The sequence below is a fragment of the Paracoccus yibinensis genome (assembly GCF_030846195.1).
Classification (GTDB): domain Bacteria; phylum Pseudomonadota; class Alphaproteobacteria; order Rhodobacterales; family Rhodobacteraceae; genus Paracoccus; species Paracoccus yibinensis.
This window is the reverse complement of the sequence record NZ_JAVCWH010000012.1, coordinates 33,793-55,428: the sequence shown is the minus strand read 5'-3', so window position 1 is coordinate 55,428 and position 21,636 is coordinate 33,793. Positions and strand designations below refer to the sequence as shown.

The 21,636-nt window shown below is 59.8% G+C and carries 20 protein-coding genes; 7 read left to right on the top strand and 13 right to left on the bottom strand.

Going from position 1 to position 21,636, the window contains the following annotated elements:
- Positions 1-13 precede the first annotated feature (13 nt).
- The 5 genes from RAH32_RS17490 to RAH32_RS17470 form a co-directional block, all read right to left on the bottom strand.
- Positions 14-1,273 carry a sigma-54-dependent transcriptional regulator gene (locus tag RAH32_RS17490; RefSeq protein ID WP_306609620.1) on the bottom strand — a complete coding sequence of 420 codons (1,260 nt, stop codon included), beginning with the start codon at positions 1,271-1,273 and terminating at the stop codon, positions 14-16.
- Between the two features lie 13 nt (positions 1,274-1,286).
- Entirely contained in the window at positions 1,287-3,203 is a 1,917-nt protein-coding gene (locus RAH32_RS17485; protein ID WP_306609660.1) for an ATP-binding protein, read from the bottom strand.
- A 47-nt stretch (positions 3,204-3,250) separates the two neighbouring features.
- Complete coding sequence (locus RAH32_RS17480) at positions 3,251-4,435, bottom strand: ABC transporter substrate-binding protein (protein WP_306609618.1); 1,185 nt, start codon at positions 4,433-4,435, stop codon at positions 3,251-3,253.
- Positions 4,436-4,490: 55 nt separating this feature from the next.
- Entirely contained in the window at positions 4,491-5,099 is a 609-nt protein-coding gene (locus tag RAH32_RS17475) for a pyridoxamine 5'-phosphate oxidase family protein (RefSeq protein WP_306609616.1), read from the bottom strand.
- A gap of 199 nt (positions 5,100-5,298) precedes the next feature.
- A complete protein-coding gene (locus RAH32_RS17470; protein WP_306609614.1) occupies positions 5,299-6,309 on the bottom strand; it encodes a purine-nucleoside phosphorylase in 1,011 nt (336 codons plus the stop codon).
- Positions 6,310-6,808: 499 nt separating this feature from the next.
- On the opposite strand from RAH32_RS17470, the gene RAH32_RS17465 reads away from it, so the two are divergent.
- The 3 genes from RAH32_RS17465 to RAH32_RS17455 all read left to right on the top strand — a co-directional run bounded on the left by RAH32_RS17465 (position 6,809) and on the right by RAH32_RS17455 (position 8,687).
- Positions 6,809-7,654, top strand: a complete 846-nt coding sequence (locus RAH32_RS17465) for a replication initiation protein (protein WP_306609612.1) — start codon at positions 6,809-6,811, stop codon at positions 7,652-7,654.
- 54 nt (positions 7,655-7,708) lie between these two features.
- Positions 7,709-8,335, top strand: a complete 627-nt coding sequence (locus RAH32_RS17460; protein WP_103174615.1) for a ParA family protein — start codon at positions 7,709-7,711, stop codon at positions 8,333-8,335.
- A 70-nt stretch (positions 8,336-8,405) separates the two neighbouring features.
- Positions 8,406-8,687: a hypothetical protein gene (locus tag RAH32_RS17455; protein WP_103174616.1), complete on the top strand. Its 282-nt coding sequence runs from the start codon at positions 8,406-8,408 to the stop codon at positions 8,685-8,687.
- Between the two features lie 406 nt (positions 8,688-9,093).
- On the opposite strand, the gene RAH32_RS17450 is transcribed toward RAH32_RS17455, so the two are convergent.
- Complete coding sequence (locus RAH32_RS17450) at positions 9,094-9,786, bottom strand: type 1 glutamine amidotransferase domain-containing protein (protein WP_306609658.1); 693 nt, start codon at positions 9,784-9,786, stop codon at positions 9,094-9,096.
- Positions 9,787-10,186: 400 nt separating this feature from the next.
- On the opposite strand from RAH32_RS17450, the gene RAH32_RS17445 reads away from it, so the two are divergent.
- The gene (locus tag RAH32_RS17445; protein WP_306609609.1) at positions 10,187-11,248 is read left to right on the top strand and encodes a hypothetical protein; all 1,062 of its coding nucleotides are present in this window, start codon (positions 10,187-10,189) and stop codon (positions 11,246-11,248) included.
- Positions 11,249-11,788: 540 nt separating this feature from the next.
- On the opposite strand, the gene RAH32_RS17440 is transcribed toward RAH32_RS17445, so the two are convergent.
- Positions 11,789-12,634, bottom strand: coding sequence for a VOC family protein (locus RAH32_RS17440; RefSeq protein WP_306609608.1), 846 nt, complete (start codon positions 12,632-12,634; stop codon positions 11,789-11,791).
- Positions 12,635-12,659: 25 nt separating this feature from the next.
- Complete coding sequence (locus RAH32_RS17435) at positions 12,660-13,070, bottom strand: response regulator (protein ID WP_306609606.1); 411 nt, start codon at positions 13,068-13,070, stop codon at positions 12,660-12,662.
- A 66-nt stretch (positions 13,071-13,136) separates the two neighbouring features.
- Between RAH32_RS17435 and RAH32_RS17430 the strand changes: the two genes are divergently transcribed.
- Positions 13,137-13,583 carry a BLUF domain-containing protein gene (locus tag RAH32_RS17430; RefSeq protein WP_306609604.1) on the top strand — a complete coding sequence of 149 codons (447 nt, stop codon included), beginning with the start codon at positions 13,137-13,139 and terminating at the stop codon, positions 13,581-13,583.
- Between the two features lie 81 nt (positions 13,584-13,664).
- Here RAH32_RS17430 and RAH32_RS17425 read toward each other — a convergent pair whose 3' ends face one another.
- Both RAH32_RS17425 and RAH32_RS17420 read right to left on the bottom strand, forming a co-directional pair.
- Complete coding sequence (locus RAH32_RS17425) at positions 13,665-15,245, bottom strand: FAD/NAD(P)-binding protein (RefSeq protein WP_306609602.1); 1,581 nt, start codon at positions 15,243-15,245, stop codon at positions 13,665-13,667.
- 306 nt (positions 15,246-15,551) lie between these two features.
- Complete coding sequence (locus RAH32_RS17420; protein ID WP_306609600.1) at positions 15,552-16,484, bottom strand: IS5 family transposase; 933 nt, start codon at positions 16,482-16,484, stop codon at positions 15,552-15,554.
- A gap of 160 nt (positions 16,485-16,644) precedes the next feature.
- Here RAH32_RS17420 and RAH32_RS17415 point away from each other — a divergent pair, with 160 nt between their 5' ends.
- Entirely contained in the window at positions 16,645-17,094 is a 450-nt protein-coding gene (locus tag RAH32_RS17415) for a hypothetical protein (RefSeq protein ID WP_306609599.1), read from the top strand.
- 1,258 nt (positions 17,095-18,352) lie between these two features.
- On the opposite strand, the gene ihfB is transcribed toward RAH32_RS17415, so the two are convergent.
- Both ihfB and RAH32_RS17405 read right to left on the bottom strand, forming a co-directional pair.
- Positions 18,353-18,637 (bottom strand): integration host factor subunit beta, encoded by a 285-nt coding sequence (gene ihfB, locus RAH32_RS17410; protein ID WP_306609657.1) that lies wholly within the window; start codon positions 18,635-18,637, stop codon positions 18,353-18,355.
- Between the two features lie 662 nt (positions 18,638-19,299).
- Positions 19,300-19,521 (bottom strand): hypothetical protein, encoded by a 222-nt coding sequence (locus RAH32_RS17405; RefSeq protein ID WP_306609597.1) that lies wholly within the window; start codon positions 19,519-19,521, stop codon positions 19,300-19,302.
- 645 nt (positions 19,522-20,166) lie between these two features.
- Between RAH32_RS17405 and RAH32_RS17400 the strand changes: the two genes are divergently transcribed.
- Positions 20,167-21,138 (top strand): IS481 family transposase, encoded by a 972-nt coding sequence (locus RAH32_RS17400; RefSeq protein ID WP_306609595.1) that lies wholly within the window; start codon positions 20,167-20,169, stop codon positions 21,136-21,138.
- On the opposite strand, the gene RAH32_RS17395 is transcribed toward RAH32_RS17400, so the two are convergent.
- Positions 21,098-21,562 (bottom strand): response regulator, encoded by a 465-nt coding sequence (locus RAH32_RS17395; RefSeq protein WP_306609593.1) that lies wholly within the window; start codon positions 21,560-21,562, stop codon positions 21,098-21,100. The genes RAH32_RS17400 and RAH32_RS17395 overlap by 41 nt on opposite strands.
- Positions 21,563-21,636 lie beyond the last annotated feature (74 nt).

The following is a 21,636-nucleotide window of genomic DNA, read 5'->3' as shown; positions in this document are numbered from 1 at the left end:
CCCATTCCGTGTGTTACAGCATGTCGTGGTGGCGCAGGCGCAGGTAAAACCGCTTGCGGGGGATGCCCAGAAGTTCGGCCGCCTCCGACTTCCGCCCGCCGGTCTGGATCAAGGCGGACCGCAGCAGGCGGGCTTCAAAAGATCCCATTGCGGTCTCGTAATCCAGATCGCCCCCTGTGATGGCGCCTGCCGAGGGCGCGAAAGTCATCTCCAGCCCGATCACCAGCCCTTCGGCAAAGTTCCTGGCTTCACGGACGTTACCCGGCCAGTCATGTCCGGCGATGCGGCGGCGCACAGTGGCATCAAGGTGAGGCTTGGGCAAATCGTGGCGCCGGGAGGCTTCGGCCACGAAATGGGAAACCAGCAGGAGCGCATCATCCTCGCGATCACGAAGGGGTGGCAGAAGCACAGTGGCATTGAAGCGATGAAAAAGATCGGACCGAAGCCTGCTTTCTTCAATCAGAATCTCGGGCGGGTTCTTTACACTGGCCAAGACACGCAGATCGACAGGGTGCGGTGCTGCTCCAAGAGGTGTGATCTCGCGCGTTTCCACAACCCGCAGCAGGCGCACCTGAAGGCTGTCCGGCATGGCTTCGAGTTCGTCCAGATACAGGGTGCCGCCATCTGCGCGCGCAACCAAACCCGGGGATTTGCCGGTTCCAAAAAGCTCACGGTTGACGTCGGCTTCCGTCAGTGCGCCGCAGTTCACGGCGACAAACGGCCCTTGGGGGCGAGGCGACAGGTCGTGCAGGATGCGGGCGGCCAACTCCTTGCCCGTCCCGGTTTCGCCCGCGATCAGGAGATCGAGTTGAAGCCCTGCGAGGACACGCAGGCGCTGCCGCAACTCCTGCATGACGGTGGACCGTCCGATCATGCGCTCATCAATCCGGGTTTGCCGCAGGCGGCTGTTCTCCAGATGCATGTCCCGCATGGCCTGCGCGCGCCGAAGCACGTTCAACATCAGTTCGGGGGAACAGGGCTTTTCGAGGAAGTCGTGGGCACCGCCCCGCATGGCCTGGATGGCGACCGGAATATCGCCATGAGCAGTGATCAGGATGAACGGCACCTCTGGCGCACGCACCTGGGCCTGCTCCAGAAACTCGAGACCCGAAAGCCCCGGCATCCGCAGATCCGAGAGGATGACCCCGGGAAAATCTGGTGCAAGCGCCTCGAGCGCAGGCCGGGCTGAATCGAAGGCATGAACGCGGAAACCGTCAAGTTCGAGCGTCTCGATGGTTGCATGCCGAAGGTCGGCATCGTCCTCGACCAGCATCACTTCGGGCATGTCACTCTTCCGTCTTCCAGCGGTTCAGGCGCAGCCGGACCTCGGCGCCTCCCCCATCATGTTGCTCGATCTCGAGATTTCCATCCATGTCCTGCATGACGTTGAACGCAATGGAAAGCCCGAGGCCAAGGCCCTTGCCCGCCTCTTTCGTTGTCACGAAAGGGTCGATGAGGCTCTGGCCGCTCTGCCCACCCAAGCCCACGCCATTATCCCGAATGACAAGCTCGACAGGGTCGGAGTTTAGGACATCGATGTGGATCAGTCCCTGCTCGGACGCGCTGTCTCGCGCCTCGATCGCATCCAGAGCGTTCCCCAGGACATTCAACAAGACCTGCTCAAGCAGGATTTCGTCGGCCGATACCATCACGCCGGTAAGGTCGGGACCTTCGACACGGACGTTCTCGTTCCGCACACGGTGATCCAGCAATTCCAGAGCGGCGCTCAACGGCTCCGCCAGGACAACACAGGAATTCTGATGGGCCGAGCGGCGAGCGATGCGGCGCAGGTGGCCTATGGTGCGCGTGATACGGTGCAGAAGACCTTCAATCCTTTGGACCGACCCCTCAGCCTCGGGATGGGCCGCGCGCAGATTATGAAGGCGGTGACCGATTGCCGCCAAGGGCTGGTTTATCTCATGGCTGATTGCGGCCGACATCTGCCCAAGCGCGGCCATCTTCCCCGCCTGCACGAGTTCGCGCTGTGTCGTCTCCAGTCGCTCCACCGCCTGCCGGCGTTCCTGGATGGAAGCGCGGAAGACATCGACCGCAGCGACCATCTCGTCGATCTCGTCCCGTGGCCTGTTTCCTGATACAGGTTCAGGCAATTCGGATGTGCCTCGCGCGATGCGGATGAGATCCCTGGACAGCGCCTCGATCCGCACGAGAATGCGCTTGTGGACAAACACAGCCAGGATGATTGCAGTGATCATTGCGCCCAGCAGTGTCACGACCCCCAGCCACAGCGAGCCTCGCAAGATCGCACTTGCCGCGGCATCGGCTCCGCGTTGCGCCCAAACGCGCTCGGCCCGACCCATCTCGGTCAAGAGCGCCTGCATCTGAGCCAACACATCCTGCGCTGTCTGAAGACGGGTTACGGCTGCCCGATGCAGTTCCAGCCGCTTCCGAACCTGCGTGAAAATGCCATTATCTCCCGTGGCAAGTTCCTTCAGCCGCTCAAGAGCCTCGATCAGCAGCGCCACATCCACCCGTGGCGCCAGGTTCAACTGCCCCAGGCTCAACTGATCCAATGTGTCGCGTCCGAGCGCCTGCGTCTGTTCCAGCGAGTCCAGACTGGTCGCTGACTGCGCCTGCAGGAGAAGTGCCGTCAGGGTTGCGGCCTCCGAGCCGAGTTGCTGCACGCGGTCCCGCAGCAGCCAGTCCTGGGACAGTGCTTCCTCCGCCTCAGACCGCGATCCGACGCTCGCACCTGCCATCAGCACGGCCAACCGAGTATCGAGATTGAACGACAGATCGCTCAGGATTCCCTGCACCTGATCCTGGATATCAGCATGGACCCATCGCAGCTCTGTTCCCGCGCGAGCCTCGGTCTGTGCTCGCCGGTCAAGCTGAGCGCTGAGCCGGAGAAAATCCTTCAGGGCGCGCTGCAGGTCGTGCGTGGCGGCTTCCAGCTTTCCCTGGGTCGCCTCCCGTCCAGGTTCAGCCGACCAGACCGGAGAGGCCAGCACCCCTGCGACAGTCGAAGAGGCGTTTTCGATTGCCTGGTTCATCCGATCCGCGGCCACCAACGGATCAGCCACCATCTGCATGCCCAACGCAGCAAGTTCCCCGGTCGCTTCAGCGAGTTCTCCGGCCAGGGCAACTGCGGGAATACGATCCTGCGCCAGCGCCCGAAAATTCCGCTCCGCCTTCAGCATCACGAGCATGCCGACCGCGAGGACTCCCGTGGCGACGACGACCATTGCGATCAAGGCTATCACCAGCCGCGACCGGATCGAGCCTCGACGCATCACGGCTGCTCCAGGGCACGGATCAGCGCATCGGCCTCATTCAGCATGGAGTATGATCGGGCGGCCCACTCCAGGACAGTCGTCTGATCAGAAGCGGCCGCGCGCACCTGGTCTTCCGTCAACGGCATCCATGTCAGCAGTCGGCGGACCTTGTCAGCTTCGGTCGGCTGAGACCCTGCAAGCCGGTGGAGCCGACGCCACAGATCTCTCCGCAGGAGCAGGTCACGAGCGACAAAGGCCTCGAAAAGCTGATTGACCTGCCAGTAGCGCTTGGCGGCAAGCTTCGGATCATAGGGTGCTTGAGTGAAGTCCAGTGCGGCCCAGGCCGGATCCAGAAGACGCGCCGCTTCGTCTCGAACTCCGGTGTGGGCGGGAATGCGATGCACATCGGGACGCAGCAGGAGGCGCTGCCCCTCCTCCGAAAGAACGAAGGTGATGAAAAGGCTGGCTGCTTCGGGCTGCATGCCACCCTGCAGGGCCGCAATCCGTGCCGGAATAAGGGTGATCGGGGTGCCGTAGCGGAACTCCAGAGTGTCTTGCGTCAACGCCAGGAAGTCGATGGTCAGGCCAATGCCAAACTCCCCCTCCTCCACGCCTTCGAGAACACCAAAGCTGCGAGCCGAGATGGTGTTGAGCTGGCCTGCCAGTTCCAGGATCCACGCCCAGCCTTCCTGCCACCCTCGCTGCTGCAATATCGTCTCCAACAGCGAATGCATCGTGCCAGACCGCATCGGATGGGACATGGCGATCTCTCCCGCGAAGGCAGGATCGAGGAGATCATCCCAATCTTGGGGCACCGGACGGTCCCGAGATACGCGCCATGACCATCCAAGCGCAGACCAGGCAAAATCTGCATAGGGTCCTTTGCCCAAGTCGAGGAGGCGTTGTTCTTCATCAAGCACTACGAAGGCCTCGGGCGCTGACGCCCAGAACAGGTCGAAACGCCGCTCGTTGCCGGCAAGCATTTCGCTGACTGCAGCATTGGTATTTTTGTTCAGGACCCGGATACGGATCTCAGGGTGTTGGCGACCGAACGCTTCCAGCATCGGCTCGACAACTTCCTCCTGGTAGGATGTGATGATCCGCAGCTCTTCGGCCGAAGCTGGACCAGCAAGAAGGATGACCCCGCCAAGGATCGCGCACAGCCTGAATATCCTGTCCCTGATCAACCTTGCCTGCAGCATGGTCTTCCTCCCCTGCAGGCTTGTGGCACTCTCAGGGCTGACAGGGCAACCTTGGTCACCACATGGTCTGCTTCGCCCGCTCCGGCCATTCGGCGTCATAACGCGCGCCGTCAAACTCGCCGGCGGTAATCTCCTTGAGCATGTCACCGATGCTTGGAAGATCGGCAGAACTGTCGCCGTCAGTCCACAGGCCGGAGCGGATCAAGGCGCGGGCACACTGCGAGTAGACCTCCCTCAGGTGGATGACGATGACGGTTCGAGGAAGCTTGCCTTGTCGCTCGAACAGTCTGGACAGCTCTGGATCGGCAGAGATCTTCGCTTGCCCATTGGCACGGATGGCCACGTTGGACCCTGCCACCAGGAACAGCAGGCTGACACGTCCATCACGGATAATGTTCCGTAGGGAGTCAATCCGCTCGTTCCCCTTCCAGTCAGGCAGCAGCAGAGTGCGAGCATCCTGGATGCGAACCACTGGCCCTTCGTCGCCCCGCGGACTGCAATCTGTGCCTTCAGGTCCGACAGTTGCCAGAATGCAGAAGCGGGCACGTTCAATATGGGCCCGGTAGCCGGATGTAAGCCGTGTAGTCACCTTGATCTGCGAAGCCTCGGCTGGTGTTCCATAGTAGCGATGCAGGTCCTCCAGCGTCTCGACCCAAACTGGCATAGGCATCTCCTCTGACACTACCGCGTTTGATACATTCCCCGACATTTGGAGAGCGGAACCATTGACCGTCCCTGAACAATCCATGTCAATCATTCAGGCGTTGCCGAGTGCTCGTTGATGAGAGGCAATGTCGTCGCCGACAATTGCGGCATCGACCTGATGGTCCAGGCCGCAATCACCTGTCCTGAGTGGCGTGGGATCAGTCTTGTGCCGGAGCTTCCGGCACGCCGTCCTTCCATGTCTCCCACTCGCTCACGATGTGATCGACCAATGGAGCCCCCACCAGGGCGATGTTTTCGACCGTCTCCGCAAAGCCACCGGCCGTCTCGCCCGGCGCAGGGTCCAGGTGCTGCAGGGTCGTCTCGTCCGGGTTGCCTTGGTCGAAGTTCACCGAACCCCGGATGGCTGCGATCCTGTCAGTGCCGTGCAGCCGCTTGATCACCTGGGCAATGGCGTTGTCCTCCATCTCGGTCACCAGGTAGTCATCGGCTCCGTAAAGATCGGCCATGTATTGCGCCTCGGCCGAAAGCCCCGGGCCGTGGAAGAAGGTGTCGCCTGTCATGTGCGTGCCCACTTTCACCGAAGGGGCAGCTTGCGCGGCTTCATCCGGATAACGCATCCGGTAGGTCTGTGCCTCTTCCGAGTCCTTCAGGTCGACATCCGATGACAGGTGAACGCCCCAGGCCACAAGGTCCGGGTTTAGTTGATGCACGCGGTAGTCCTCGTAGCCCTTGCGTGGCATGAAGACCGGCGCGCCCGGCTCGCCCTCTTCAGGCGCCCAGCGGTGGCCGAGGTCATAGTCGATCAACCAGCTTCCCCACACGACGTCACCAATGGTCCCCTTGGAGGGTGGTGTTCCAGCGACCCCCGTGATCAGGTAGTAGGCGTTGGAGAAATCGTAGTCCGGGTTCAGCAGGATGGCCTGCATCGAGGCAGAAGCATTGACCTTGCCCATTCCCAGAACCGAGCCGCAGACGCCATCGTCATTGCAATGCACCGGCGCAAAGGCACCTGGCACCTCGCTTGCCTCTGCGTCTTGCCAATAGCGCTCATACCAGTGCTGGTATTCGCCCGCGCGGTCGCCGGTGTTCTCGCCGATCTCGAACATGGAGCCCACGAACACCTTGACTTGGATCGGTTCGGCTAGGGCTGCCCCAGTCGAGGTCAGAGCAACGGCGGAGGCTGCCAAGATGTTGATAAGGACATGCATGGGTTCTCTCCTGTTCTTGGCTGCCAACGAGTAGGCTACAGCAGCCGCCGCAGATGTCACCAACCAAAAGGATAGAGCAAGGCAGGGCTGCTGTCAGGCATTGCTGATTGTCTTGCCGGAGAAGGTTCACTTTAAGATTGAGATGAAGATTAGAGGATCCCCAAGGAGTCCCCTAGTTCGGCAGTCTTCATACTTTTTAGTTTCTTCCATTTTATGAAAAGCAACCTATTGAAACATATATTATATTCCCGGTGAGAATGACTTATTGGGCGAGGTATTGTGACCTATCGGGCGAGGTATTGTGCCTTCTGGGGCGAGGTATTGTGACTTTTGGGGCGAGGTATTGTGACTTTTGGGGCGAGGTTGCTGCATCGTCATCAATGCTATTGTGACTTTTGGGGCGAGGTTACGCAATATCAGGGAGTTGGGTGGAATTCTTCTTCCCAAATCGAGCGAGTTTCTCCTATTGTGACCTTCCAAGCACTACGGGTTACAATACATGCGGGATGCACCTCGCCCCAAAAGTCACAATAGCAATGGCCGCACCCTCAACGCCTTCCAGCGGCGTGGTGAAGTCATCAAGCCGGCGGAACTAATCGAGGTTCGTGGCGGTGAAAAAATTACACTAGCTGCGCGGCGGATCTACAATCAGCTGCTATCTAATGCGTTCGGACCCGAGATGGCGGCCGAAGGGCAAGAATACCGCATCCCCTTTTCTGAGCTTCGGGGAAACCATACCTCCAACGATCGTGTCACGGAGGCCATTCTGAGCCTGATGCAGACGGTTGTTCGCGTGCGCATGTCTGACGGATCGACCCGCAATGTCCATCTGCTCGGTCCGACAGACATCGAAAAATTTGGTCCAGGAATCGCCACAATGCTGACCTATGAGCTGCACCCTAAGCTTTTGCCGATCCTACGTGACAGTCAGATATTCGCGCGTTTGGAGATGCAGATCCTTCACGGCTTTGCGACAAAATACGGCATGGCTCTTTATGAAATCATCGCAAAGCGGATTGGCTTGAAGCACGTCTACTACAACGACTTCGAAACTGAGGAGCTGCGTGACTATCTTGGTGTGCCTGAAGGCAAGCTGGTCTCGTTTGCCGCCCTGCGCCGCAAGGCGATTGAACCTGCTGTCGGTGAGGTGAACCTGCTTGCTCCCTTCTCGTGTTGGATCGACGTGATCGAGAAGCAAGGTCGCAAGATCACCAAGCTCAGGGTGTCATGGTGGCTCAAGACAGTTGAAGAGCAAAAAATGCAGTGGCAGGCACAAAAAGGACAACAGGGCGATCTGTTTCCCCCTGCCCTTCCTGAGACCCTGATCGAAGAATTAAGCAAATAGCTGATACACCAGAAATGCACATATGCAAATGTGCACAAATGCAAAGGGGCAGTGATGCAGATTATCACGATTGCGATGCAGAAAGGCGGAGTAGGTAAATCTACTCTTGTGCGATCACTGGCTGTTGCTGCGGCACGTGATGGGCTTTCAGTGCTGATCCTTGATATGGACGCTCAACAGAGCGTGAGCCAATGGGGTGAGCGCCGGGAAGCGGAGATGCCGGTAGTTGTGTTCTCAACTGAGAATGAATTGCCTAGGCGCTTGGAGCAAGCCAAGGGCGCAGCTGACCTGGTGATCATAGACACTCCCCCTGCTCGCTCAACGGAGGCACCAGCCGCCGTTGAGATTGCTGATTTGGTGCTTATCCCAACCACGCCAGACGTCGAGCCCTTAGAGCAGATGCCGCGCACCCTGCGCTTGTGCCGCGGCTTTGATCGCCCGGTCTGGGCCGTCATCAACATGGCCAACCCGACCGGCCAAGCAGAAGTGACGCAGACGCGGGAGGTGATCGAGGCGATGGGTGCTAAAGCTGCCCCTGTTGTCCTGCACCGGAGAAAGGCACATCGAGACGCCAGCGCTTCTGGTCAGTCGGTGCAAGAGCTGGATGCGAGTAGTAAGGCGGCTAATGAAGTCGCGAACCTATGGGCATGGGTTCGTGCTGAAATGCAAAGGGGCAAATAACCATAGTGGCATCCCTGCATAAGTGCATGTGTGCACATTTGCAGGTTGGAAAGATGGCAGGAGTGCAGAAATGAAGAAACCGAACCCGCTGTTAGCGGCGATGGGCAAGGCAACGGATCCGGAACTGGAAACGAACGAACCGGAACAGTCTGGAGTAGAGAAAGCCGGAAAAGCCACGGGCAAGAGGGCAGAGCAGAAGCACCTAGGCGCCTATTTCGATAAGAGAGATCCAATTCTTGAGCGAGTGGCGATCCTGCGTGCCCGCTTGGACATGACCAATTCGGAGTTGATTGAGCATGCGCTTAATGAGCTATGGAAGCGGCATGAAGCAAAAAGAGCATTCGGCGATTAGTGCATGTATGCATTCCTGCAGGTGTGCAATTGTGTGGTTTTGCAGTTGTGCAACCGTGCAGTTGTGCCCTCACAACCGTGAAATCGTGCAGATGTGCTGTTGTGCGAGAGCCCAATTATGCAGCCGTGCATTTGTGCACAGAAAGTTGCTTAATTAGGATGATGCCAAGGCGCCACTCGCATGCACCTGCTCTGAGCAAAGGTTCGAGCCTTCTCGTCGCGCTTGGCCAGGACATTTCAGCCATGCAGCGCCGGCACAGGGCGATGAGACCCGCAACCGGCTCAAGAGGAGAAACGTCGAGGCTGGCAACAAAAAACCAGAATAGGACTCCGGCGCACGATTTTCACAGCATGACGCCCAGTCCCTCACCGGAAGGGCAGGGGCAGTTCCTTTCGCCCTCTGCTGATCAGCTGTTCTGCGAGTTCTCCAGGGCGCCCAGAAGCCGCTGCGCCGTTTCCTCGGACGAACCCGGGTTCTGACCGGTGATCAGAAGGCCATCCTGCACCACATAGGAGGCCCAGTCGTCTGCCCGCGTGAAGCGTCCGCCTTTTGCGACCAGTTCGTCCTCCACAAGGAAGGGAACGATGCTGGTGAGACCCACGGCTTCCTCTTCGGTGTTCGTAAAGCCCGTGACCTCCTTGCCTTCGACAAGCGGCTTGCCATCTTGACCCTTCACATGCCGCAGAACGCCGGGGGCGTGGCAGACCAGGGCAACGGGTTTGTCAGCGCCAATGAACGTCTCGATCAGCGAGATCGAGGCAGGATCCTCGGCAAGGTCCCAGAGCGGACCATGGCCGCCCGGATAGAAGATGCCATCGAAGTCATGCGGGTTGATGGCCGACAGCTTTTCCGTCGAAGCCAGCTTCGCCTGGGCCTCCGCGTCGGCCTCGAAGCGGTTGGTTGCGTCTGTCCTTGAGTCAGGCTCGTTGCTCTTGGGGTCGAGCGGCGGCAGGCCGCCCTTTGGAGATGCCAGCACGATCTCGGCACCTGCATCCTTGAAGACGTAGTAGGGTGCAGCAAGCTCCTCCAGCCAGAAGCCGGTCTTCTTGCCGGTGTTTCCCAGTTGATCATGGGAAGTGAGAACCATGAGGATCTTCATTATACGCTGTTTCCCTTCTTTGCCTGCTCGAAGACCATCCTCTCGATGACAGGGCGTTGCGGTGAGTGCATGTGTCGGCCCCACTCCATTCGGAGGTCTTTCGGTGATCGGTGTCAGGAACGCTTCATCCCCCGTGCAGTTCCTGTTCCTGCTTGTCGCGACACTGCGGCCGTTGGCAGTGCCGGGTGCTTTAGCGAGATGCTCCAAGGTCCTCTCGGCGCGATGCTGGTCATAGCCCAAATCGGTCAGGACCGTTCCGATAAGCTCTGCCGCTTGTCGGTCAGCGTCGTCCCACGCCCGACTAGGACAGGATTGGCACGCTCCCTTTCCTTGGCTCCAGGGCGAAGGGAACGCGTTGCCGGAGTGCCATGTTGATCTTGTCGAACGAAAGGCGTCCGACATGAATACGTTCCTGATCAGCAGCGCCGTGGCGCTCGCTCTGACATCGACACATCTGGCTGCCAGCCCGATCCAGACCTGGGGAGCTATTGCACCCCTGGAAGCCACGTCCATGGAACGTCTCTGGCTGGCCAGGGACAACAACGGCAAGGGGCAGGGTAACGGCAAGGCGATGGGGAAGAGCCATGGCAATGCCGGCCACGGCAACCGCGGTTCCGACAGGGCCCATGGCCGCAACGAACAGCCCGGGGCAGGGAAGGGGAGGGATCATCCCGCCGGTCGCGCCGGAAAGTCCGATCATGCTGGTGGGCCGAAGCTCAAGACGAACGGCAAGGCTGCCGAGCATGCATCGCACGGACAGGGAAACGGCCGCCGCGGGTTTGCCGCGGCAGAGCGCGAAGAGGTGCTGGGTCGCATCCTGTCGACCCCGACTCCTGACGGGCGGGACATGAAACGCCTCCTGGCCGCAACAGCGCTTGCAGTGGTCACACCTCAACTGCTCGTCGCCGATATCCCTGACGATGAGCTGATTGCCTACCGCAACTGTCCGCCGGGCCTTGCCAGGAAGGATCCACCTTGCGTTCCGCCCGGCTTGGCCAGGGAAGGTGTGACCTACGAGGAGTGGGCGTCGTATGATGGGGATGACCACGACAGGATCTGGGTCGAGCGCCGCGATGAATGGCTCAGGTCTGAAGCCCAAGTCGATCCCGACCCTGAGCTTCTGCTTTTGCAATCGGACCAGATTGCGACGCTCTTTGACCTTGATCCCGCACCAGATGGTCACCGCTACGCCTTGATAGACGGAATGCCGGTTCTGCTTGACCAGAAGGATTACGACGCGCTGCTCTTGGTGAACCAGATGGCACAGGTGCCCGATCTTCCGGCCGGAGCGCCGATTGCCCCGACAGCAGCCCTGACCCAGGATGAACTGGCCAGCGTTTACCGTCTGCCGCAGCGGGGCGACGATGAGAACTATGCCGTTGTGAACGGACAGGTCGTGCGGCTGAACGACAGGAACTACGAGCTGCTTCAGATGATCCGCGTTGCACGGGCCATTCTTTGAACAAGAAAGACCCGCCTGGCAGGGCGGGCCTTCGGTTCTTGCCTTGGTCGATGTGGTGGCTAACAACCCTGTAGGCGCAAGACAACAGATATTTACAACCAAAACGTGTTATCGGTGTGCCATTCCCGGAGGGTGCTTCCGTATTTCGAGAGAGGGAAAGGCGTTATCTATCGTTCGAGCTGCAGGGCGTATTTGCATGAATGCTCCTGGCGCAGGTCACGGCGAACAGAAGGCCCGGCTCCCTGGTGGTTGACTTCATGCACCTGAAGGCTGACCGCACTGCGGCAATCCTGCGCGCCGACAAAGCCGCTCGGTTTTGCAGCGGAACCGCGACCACGGCCACGCGTTCATCACCCCGAAGCCCAGTGGCCGGCGGATGCGGTCACAGTTATCTCCCTCTCACTCCTCTGATGCCCGGCGTTCCTGCGCCGGGCTTTCCATTTCAGCCTCGGCCATGGGATGTGATCGCGTGTGAGGGGACAGGGGCTTCGGTGCGGATTTACCATCCGATGGCTGAGACATCGACGCTACGCGAAAGGGTCAGACTGCATCCTTTGTCGAGGTCACGTTTGCGAAGGTTGGCTGGCAGGCAAAAGTCAGTCTGACACCATGAAGAACATCAGCTTCAACAGCTATTTCTGCTGCACACTCGCCATGCGCAATGCCTGAGGCGCGAAGTCTTCGGGCCACGGCTTCCAGGTCCGGCACCTGGACGTCGAAGCCGACAAAGGTCGGCGCTGTGCCCGGGCGCACGGTGATTGCGCCCCCGGCCAGGGATACCTGCATCGGATCCGTCGTCGGCGATCCCGTGAAGGCCGAAAGAAAGCCAGCGTGATCTTGCGGATGCGGCGCGGCGATGGTGACGCCCGTGATGGCCGTTGCGCCGTTCGGATGGCGTTGCAAGGCCTCGTTCCAGAAAGCCTCGGGGAAATGCTGCTGGCAGGTGAAGAAGCCAAGGTCGGGTGCCTGGCTGTCGACGGCAAAGGCCAGGCTGAAGGCGACATGCGTGGCGCTGCCGTCGGGGCGCCTGCCGGTCCGCTCGAACCGGAAAGGGGCGAAGTCCCCGATGGCCTCTTGCGCGAAGCGCGCGGCATCGGCTGCGGCATCGGCGCTGCTCAGCACCAGCATGGCCATTCCCTCGCGCCGTTGCAGGTAATCGCGCACGAAGGCGCCGAAGCTGAAGTGGCCCGGGGCGTGCGGCGGAATATCTGCATCCGCGGGAGCCGTGATCAGTTCGATGAATGACTGCCGGAACTGGATGATCCGGTTCTCGGTCCCCCAGGGATGGCGGTTGCGCGGCCCGACCTGAAAGCCCAACCGGGCGTAAAGATCGGCGGCCCCGTCCAGATCCCGGACAGCAACCACGACATGATCGATGTGCCGCATCGCGGGCTCCTTCAGCGGGCAGGGGTTAGTCTGCCCCGTTCTCAAGGGGCTCCGGCCGCTGTCCTTCAGGCAGGATCTTCATCAGGTGCTCGCGAACTACGTCCGGCGTAAAGGGCTTGCTGATGAAGAGGGCACCGTCTGGCATGTCCCCAGGACCGGGCGGAGGTCCACCCGAGGCCACAAGGATGCCGATATGCGGCCAGTTCTGCGCACAGTGCCGCGCCAGTTCAAACCCGGTCAACTTGCCCGGCGGCATGCTCACGTCCGTGAAGAGCAGTTGGATGTTCTGACCGAAACTGCCGAGAAGCTCGACGGCCTGCTCTGCCGTTGCGGCGTCGTGGCAGCGAAAGCCCGCCTCCTTCAGGATCTCGCAGGCATCCATGCGGATGAGCGTGTCATCGTCTGCCACGAGGGCATAAGGGCTGTGCCGGTCCATTCCGCCTGATCCTTGCTTGTTCACGGGCAAAAGGACTGCGGACTGGCAGGAGTTCCGGCAACTCACATGTTACTTGACACGCACAAAAATGCCGGTGACGTCATGCGGATGAAATACATGGCAATCCTTTATCGAAGTGAGGCGCTTACGCCGAAGGGAGGGGCTGCCGAGCGCGATATTCTGGTCACATCGCGACTCAAGAATACGGCAGCGGGTTTGACCGGCTTCCTGCACCGGGAAAGCGACATCTATTACCAGTGGCTCGAGGGTCCGGAAGCTGAAGTCCTGAAAGCCTTCAACAGGATCAGGTCAGACGACAGGCACGGTGATGTCAAGGTCTTGGACCGGCAGCAGACGGAAACCCGCAGCTTTCCGACATGGTCGATGGGCTATGGCAACTCGAAGACGACGTCGCTCTTCGATTGGGCGGCCGACAACAATGCACCTCTTCACCCGCCGCGGGCATCCGATATTCTGGCGTTCATGAAGGAATGCGCCGCACGGCAGGCGTGAGATGTCGATTGCGGCCTGGCCTGGGCCGCAGCTGTCAGCGCTTGGGAGCACTGCGAGGCCTTGGGAACCGGCGAGTGCCGTTTACGCTGCCGCGAGCCGCCGTCGTCTGCCTTTTGCCGCACCCACCGCAATCGCTGCGGCAATGTCATGGCAGGCCGTGATCCCCTGCACGAAGGGCCGGTCGTGCATCAGGTAGGGGATGGAGGCCAGCGTCAGCCGCCCGGCATAGCCCGGCACGTCGATCAGGCTGTAATCTTCGGCCACCTCGGGCACCTCTTGGTCAGCTTGCAGCAAGGCCTCGCGGAGAGACGGAAAAGGCATGTCGTTGCTGGTCAGCGCCTTCTGGCCGCGTGCATCGATGAAGACTTCGAACACATGCTCGTCCATTTGCGTCTTGATCCGGGTGCGCGACGGCTCGCGCTTCAGGTCGTAATCCTCCCCAAGCGCCAGAACCGACAGGACACCGGCATCGCGAAGGGCCAGCAGCCTGCGGATGGATTCGGATGGCACGGCGGCATAGTTGTCGACAAACACCTTCTTGAGGCCCGCATCGAACCGCTCGCGATCAGCCTCGGGAAGTTCCGAGACGATGGCCTCGACCTTCTCATGCATCCGCAGCAGGGCATAACGCCAGGGAACAGTGACCTTGTCCGCCTTGTTCAGCTCTACCTCCTCGAGGTTCCGGCGCGCCCAACGGAAGGGATCGGCGGCCTCCCTTGCCGCGAAATAGGCGGGTGCGAAGCTGTCGGCATCCAGGCCCGCCAGGCCGATCCGCAGCGCGAAGGCTGGATCGGCATGGAGGATCTCGGCCCGGACAAGATCGAAGACCGTGTCAAGCGGGCAGGACCCTGATGCACAGCGTGCCACGGCCTCGTCGGTCAGAACCGCCAGCGGGTGGTAGGGGATCGGGCAATAGAAGTCTGCTTCCGGCAGGATGCCCGAGCGTGACATGAGGGTGATGTGCAGGCCAGTGTCAGGCGCGATGTCGAAGCAGAGGTCGTCGTCCTTTCGGCGGAACCGTCCATGCTGGTTTGCCACCGCCATGGCGGCGTCGATTGAACTCAGCGAGGTGCCCATGATGCCGACCGGCACCGCAGGGATGGAGGCTTCGATCAGACCCGACCAAGGGCTGGGGTAATAGCTGCGGGTGGCCTCGTCTTCGTCCGGGAAATCATGTCCCGTGGCCAGGATCACCCGATCAAAGGGACCGTGCCACCCCTTGGCGGTCTTCACCTGAAGCACCTCCTGGTGCGGCAGGATGTCCAGCACCTCGGTGCTTTCCTGGATGTCGATCTGATGCCCACCTTCCCGAGCCCTTTCGACAAGCGCCAGGAGCTGAGCGCGATAATACTCGCCCAGAAGAAGCCGGGGAGTGAACTGACGATCGTCGAGATCCTCGGGCTCCAGTCCGAAGGAAACCAGGCGCGCTTCGGGCTGGGCCTGCAGCCAGTCAAGGTAAGGTTCCACCACCGGCGGGATCTCGATGCTGGCGATGTTGGCCAACATGAACTTGCCTGCATGCTCAGGGGAATAGGGCATGCCGATGCCGGCCTTTTCGCCCTTCTCGAACAGCGTGACCGCCAGATCTCGCCCGGTCGCCAGAAGCTGCTGAAGGCAGTAGATGCCCGTGGGACCCGTGCCGACAATGGCAACCTTCATCATCTTCATCCTCCAGAGCGCTCGCTCGAACGCGATCCTGATGATCCGGTTCCTGGGATGCTAGCTCATTGAGCAGGCTTTGCCTTAACCAGCTTCAGGAAAGAACCACTTGCGTGTTCATGGATTTCTGCCCAGCAGCCTTCTGTGAATGCTGGCAATCACGGCAGCATGGGAGGCTCCTACAATGCGTTACACCGAAACCGACCGATTGAGGCGGTCCGAAGTTGTTCCGGCAATGGTTTTTCTGTCAGCTGGGGCTCTGTTGCACAAATCGTCTGATTGCCGGGGTTTCCCTTTCCCCGGACAGACTCATCCCACGGCTTCCGTGATGGGTATGCCGAGCGCGGTGAAGCCGTTCAGCACGGCGACACGGACCTGGAACTCTGCGACCTGACGGTCGAAGTCCCGGGCGGTCAGCCGCTGGCCAAGTAGTTTGACGCAGTGCATCTTGGTCTCTGCGCGGCTCCGGCGGTGATAGCCGCTCCATCGTCGCCAGATGGTCCGCCCGAAGCGCCGTGATGCGCGGAGGGCTTCGTTTCGTGCGATCGCTCCAGGGGTGTCAGGCTTCCAAGGCTTGGCGTTCTTGCGAGGCGGGATGATTGCCGCAGCGCCTCGGGCGGCGATGGCCTCGTGGCACTTGCGGGTGTCGAAGGCGCCATCGACGGTGACAGTTGCGATCTCCTGATCGGGCGGGATCTGGTCCAGCAGTTCGGGCAGCATCGGCGCGTCGCCGACATCGCTGGTGGTGAACTCTGCCGCGCGGATCTCCAGCATCTGCTCGTCAATTCCGATGTGGATCTTGCGCCAGACGCGCCGTTTCGCGCCGCCGTGCTTACGAGCGTTCCACTCGCCTTCGCCCTCGACCTTGATGCCGGTGCTGTCGACCAGCAGATGCAGCGGGCCTTCCGATCCGCGATAGGGGATGTTGACCTTCAGGGTCTTCTGGCGTCGGCTCAGCGTGCTGAAGTCGGGCACCGACCAGTCCAGACCGATCAGCCGCAGCAGGCTCTCGACAAAGCCGGTCGTCTGGCGGAGCGCCATGCCAAACAACACCTTCATCGTCAGGCAGGTCTGGATTGCGGCATTGCTGTAGTCGGGCTGTCTGCCGCGCTTGCCGGTCGGCGCGGCATGCCAAGTCATGGTGGGATCGAACCAGATCGTAAGCGAGCCGCGGCGCTTCAGCGCTTCATTGTAGGCTGGCCAGTTCCTGGTCTTGTAGGCGGGGGGTGTGGGTCTGCTCATGCCACCCAGCTACCACGCTGGATTCACAACATGAATCCCTCACGAGATTTGTGCAACAGAGCCGGCTGGAACGGCAGCATTTGGGACAGGTTGGAGCGATCCGTCAGGAACTGGGGGAAACTTTTCTCTTGGAATGCTTGAGCGTGTCCAGGATGATCGATTGGGTCTTTCTTTTAATGTGGGATCTTTTGACTTCTTTAATGTCGGGATCGATATTTCGAGTATCGATCTATCGACATTTAGTGGACCATTCATCCCTGTTGGGGGAGAGGCGCCCATCTTCCGGTTTTCTCTTTTCGATAACCCAAGTGGCGTGGCTGGCATCGGCTCCGGGTCAATCCTCGATAGCTTTGATCTGACTGGTCAGGCATCGGCAAGAGATACGTTTTCTTGGACTCGCGGAAACTTTGGCCTCAGTACTGTCGGTAACACCAATGGAAACGTAATCTTCCAAATCGATCTGATTCAAGGCGAATATGCTGCTTTTGACAACATCAGTTTGTCTGCAGCTGATACACCTCCAGACCCTTCTCCAATTCCGGTTCCCGCCGGATTACCACTGCTCATAGGCGGCCTCGGGCTATTGGCTGCATTGAAGAAACGTAAGTAAGCTTCCGGATATTTCACCCTCAGTTCACTGAGGGTGGATTCAAATAGCTTGATCGGCTGTCTTTGTTTGGCCACGCTCCTGCCATTCCGCTTGAAGGGCTGGCGCGGCAGTTGACGGAAGCATTGTGCCAGAAACACCGCAGCCCACCTGCACCCGACAACCTCTGGCTGACCCTGCTTCTTCCTCGTCCGTGTCATAAAACCCCATATCCGCTGCAGTGCAGCCAGGGGTTGAGCAAGGGGATGGCTGCGGCGCAGCAAAAGCCCCGCCGAAAGGGCAGGGCTTTTGCCAAAACCAGGCACTCGGGACGGTCACTCTGAACCCAGGTCCTCGGAAACGCCTGTCACCTTATTGCAGAACATTCCTGTTGGCTGACGAATTTACGCCCATCGGCTGTTCCTTGCCGGTTTCAAGGATCTGGCTGCGCCGCAGCAAAAAGCTCCGCCTGAAGGGGCGCTTTACCGTAGGTTAAGCATATTTCGAGAAGGCCCCTCCCTGGCTTCTGATAACTGTGCTTAGGTCGCTGTGTCAGACGGTCACGGCGGCTTCCTTTTTACTGACACCTAGTGAGCCCTACACCTGTCCCTCCTCCTGGTGCTGCATGTCCGGTTCTCATCAGGGGGGCCGCGCTATCTGCCAGTGCGTTTTCTCCTTGCTTCTGCTCCTGCAAAGCCTGTGCATTGCCTCCTTTTGACTTCTTCATGTCCGCCGCGACGCAGTCGGACCCAGGGTAGAGACAAGGTCTGGGGTTCGGCCAAAACCCATGGAGAGAAAAATTCCTTCATTAATCAACTTGAAGTTGTTAATTTAGATAAGTTGCCGGCGCCTACCCCTCCGGCATAACCATCCCATCAGCCGAGCAGCCTTTTGTGTTGTCCGTTTTCGAGTTCTTGTCGCTCGGCTGGAAAGCTTTCCCCTCGATCACAGACTGGTGGCATCGCGCAAAGCACGGTTCATCTGGGTCTGCAAACCAAGCCCGCTGGCCTGAACCGAGCCATGACGCTTTGGTTCAGACGCAGGGACACGGCAACCCTCAGGTTGTCCGCTTTTTAGACGCCCTCCATTCTTGCGCATGGCCTCGACCAAGGCGGGAAAGGTCTCGTCGAACCGCTTGGCCTGGGCAAATGATCATCCGCCTTACGTGTGCAAAGTTGTGGCTCCGGCCACCTGGATCTGCGCTGAAGGTGCGGTTTCCAAAAAGTAGCGTTACAAGATCCGGGCATAGGCGTGTGTGGGCAGCCTTAAGCCGTATCGGCAGTCAAGCGCGCCCGTTCAACCGATCACGCAACAGCTTTCCTGTCTTGAAGAAAGGCACATGTTTTTGGTCCACGTCGACCGCTTCCCCCGTTCTGGGATTGCGGCCGTTCCGGGCATCACGCTTTTTTACCGAAAAAGCCCCGAAGCCGCGCAGTTCGACCCTATTGCCGCGCGCCATGGCCTCGATGATCTCATCGAAAACTGTGTCTACGATCCGCTCGACGTCACGGCGAAACAGATGCGGGTTTTCGTCAGCAAGAAGCTCAATCAATTCGGAACGGGTCATCATTCCCCCAGACGGTGTAACGGCTTCATGACGTCGTTCACCGGACTTGTGACAACAATCGACTTAGGAAAAGGCTCCAGGTTCTATAGCGATGCCAGTTTTGGGACCGCCCCGCAAGAGAGCGGAAATCTATTGCGGGGTGTAGTGCAGCTTGGATAGCACGCCGGCTCTGGATGTCGGATGCCGCAGGTTCAAACCCTGTCACACGAAGGCAAAACTGCTCTTGGCCGGCTGGACGAGGACAGGCGTTGCTCAGCTGTCACCGGGGATATCGACCAAGCTTCAAGCTTTTCATAAAGAGAGCGGTAGGCATCATTGTGCTGATAGGCACGCAGGGCGTTCATGATCAGGGCCCACTCTTCGGCCGTCAGTCGCCTTTTAGGATCATAAAAGGGAGAAGAAGGTTGATGCTGGCGAGAGTGCATTTTTTAGCCTTCTGACAAAAAATACGATACTTCCATAGACCTGCTTGGAAGAAGCGTATTTAGGAAACCGAGGGCGTTGTGTCGCCTACCCGACACTTGCCGCTGCTCCAGCTTGCCCTGCAGTTGTCTTGCCAGTCTTCCCCGCCCTCCCTTCTGGTGGAAGCGGGTTAAGGCTGGTTCTTCGCTAATCTGAACCACCGGGCTTGAATGGCTTGAATGATAGGAAATGCGAAATGTCTACAGACCTGCTTCCGGATGCTGGTTCAGCAGCCGGGTCAGATGTGCGCGATGGTTTTCCAAGGCGTCTTCGAACTGGACCAAGAGCTGGCGCGCGGTCTTTTCAAGGGCACTGTCCGGTGGAAGGCTCGCCACGATCTTGCGCTGAGAGGTAACGCTTTCCTCTCCTTGGCGGATATGACGCTGGACCATCTCGATCTCGGTCTCGCCGTTGTGCGCCATTTTTAGCCTCCTGCCCGCCTGGAGATGGCGAGGGTGATGGAACTGTAACAGGATATATCCTTTGGCGCCGTTACATTTTCGGTTGCCTTGGAACCCTCGCTATACGGCCCGGTTCAGGTAAGGTGAGGGTTAAGCGCACTCCTTCATGGAAGGCCCTTGCACCTGGCATGGTTGTAAGGGCCTTTCGCGTCCTGGAACCTTCGCCGTGTCGCGCGGTTCAGCCCGCCCTGAATGATGCGCTGTCCTGCCGGCCGAACCCCTCGCCCCCTTTGCCGCCCCCGCTTGAAGGCACTGGCCTGGTAGCTTGCGGAAGCTCTGTGCCAAGTGCGGCACAAGGCGGCTGCGGGCCCCTAGACCACATAACCCCGACGATGGCTCAAGCCGGGGACTGCGAGGGCTACTGAAGACAAAGTCTCCCACGCTGGCGATACTCGTCATACAGCAAGCTCAGCATATAGGCGCGGATATCATCTTCCATCCGATTGTCTTTAGTCTCTGCAATGGCCCGAAGCAGAGTTCCCTCTACAATTCGGTCTGCCGATTGCTCATTAGGTGTTCCATCCCGGATGATCACATAGATCCTCGCCGGTCTGCCCTGTTCATGGCAAGGTCGATCCTGCGCGATGTTCGGGAGGGGGTTCGAGCATGCTGATTTCATTGCACAAGCAGGCCACCACGACACCGAAGATCCGGGCCGCGATCCAGGCGAGCAGCGAACCGGCCTGGCGGGTGGCGGAGCGCTACGGGATCTCCGAGCAGACGGTCTGGAAATGGCGGGGTCGCGACGACGTCCACGACCGGAGCCACACGCCGCATCGCTTGCAGACGACGTTGACGTCGGCACAAGAGGCGGTCGCCGTGGCGCTGCGCAAGGCGCTTCTCTTGCCGCTCGACGACCTGCTCGCGGTGGTGCGCGAGTTCCTCAACCCGCGTGTCTCACGCTCGGGCCTTGACCGCTGCCTGCGGCGCCACGGCGTGGGCAACCTGCAGGCGCTCAAGCCCTGCGAGCCGAAGCCCGCACACGGCACCTTCAAGGCCTACGAGCCCGGCTATCTGCACATCGACATCAAATACCTGCCCCAGATGGCCGACGAGGACCGCCGCCGCTACCTCTTCGTGGCCATAGACCGGGCCACGCGGTGGGTCTTCGTGCGCATCTATCCGGCGCAGACCGCGGCCAACGCGCGTCGTTTCCTGCGCGACCTTGAGCGTGCCGCACCGATGAAGATCACCCGCGTGCTGACGGATAACGGCAAGGCTTTCACCGACCGCCTGTTCGGCCTGCGCAAGCGCGCGGCCACCGGCCAGCACGAATTCGACCTGCTCTGCGCCGACCTTGGCATCGAGCACCGCCTCGCGCCTCCGATGCGGCCACAGACCAACGGCATGGTCGAGCGCTTCAACGGGCGGATCGAGGACATCCTTCAGAGCCACCGCTTCCACAGCGGCGAGGACCTGGAACAGACCCTCCTGCGCTATGTCCACCTCTACAACAGCCAACTTCCGCAATCGGTTTTGAAGGGTAGATCACCCATCCACGCGCTCAAGGACTGGCAACGCCAAAAGCCGGAGCTGTTCAGGAAGCGGCTTTACAATCACGCGGGATGTCACAATTAGGCATGAGATCGCGCGCTCGATGGATCATCTCGATTACGGCTGCCTCAAGGTTATTGCCGTCTTGCGAGACAATCGCCCGGTGCTGTTGGTGCAAATCATGCAGAAGGGGCGTCGCTGGGCTGGGCTTGGCGTAAATATGGCGATCCGCGAAGCGCACAGGAATAAGCCGCGGATCAGATTCCGTCAGGAAGATGAAGGGGACCTCATGATGAATCAGGGAATCCGCGAGGGAAAACGACGTCTCGTCCTGAACCAGGACGTCGAGAATGGCGGCTTGCACTAGGCCGACGTACTGGATCGCCTCATGGATATCAGCAAACGGTCCTACCACCGTATCGCCTTCGGCACGGATCTCGCGCGCTAAGGTTTCAGCTATGAAAAAATCATCTTCGACCAAAAGAATGCGCAGTGGTTTGAATGTCATCAGGCCCCTCCCAAGACCTTAGCGGCTCCCTCAATCACTCGGTTTACCTTACGTCATCGTATTAGCCAAACAAC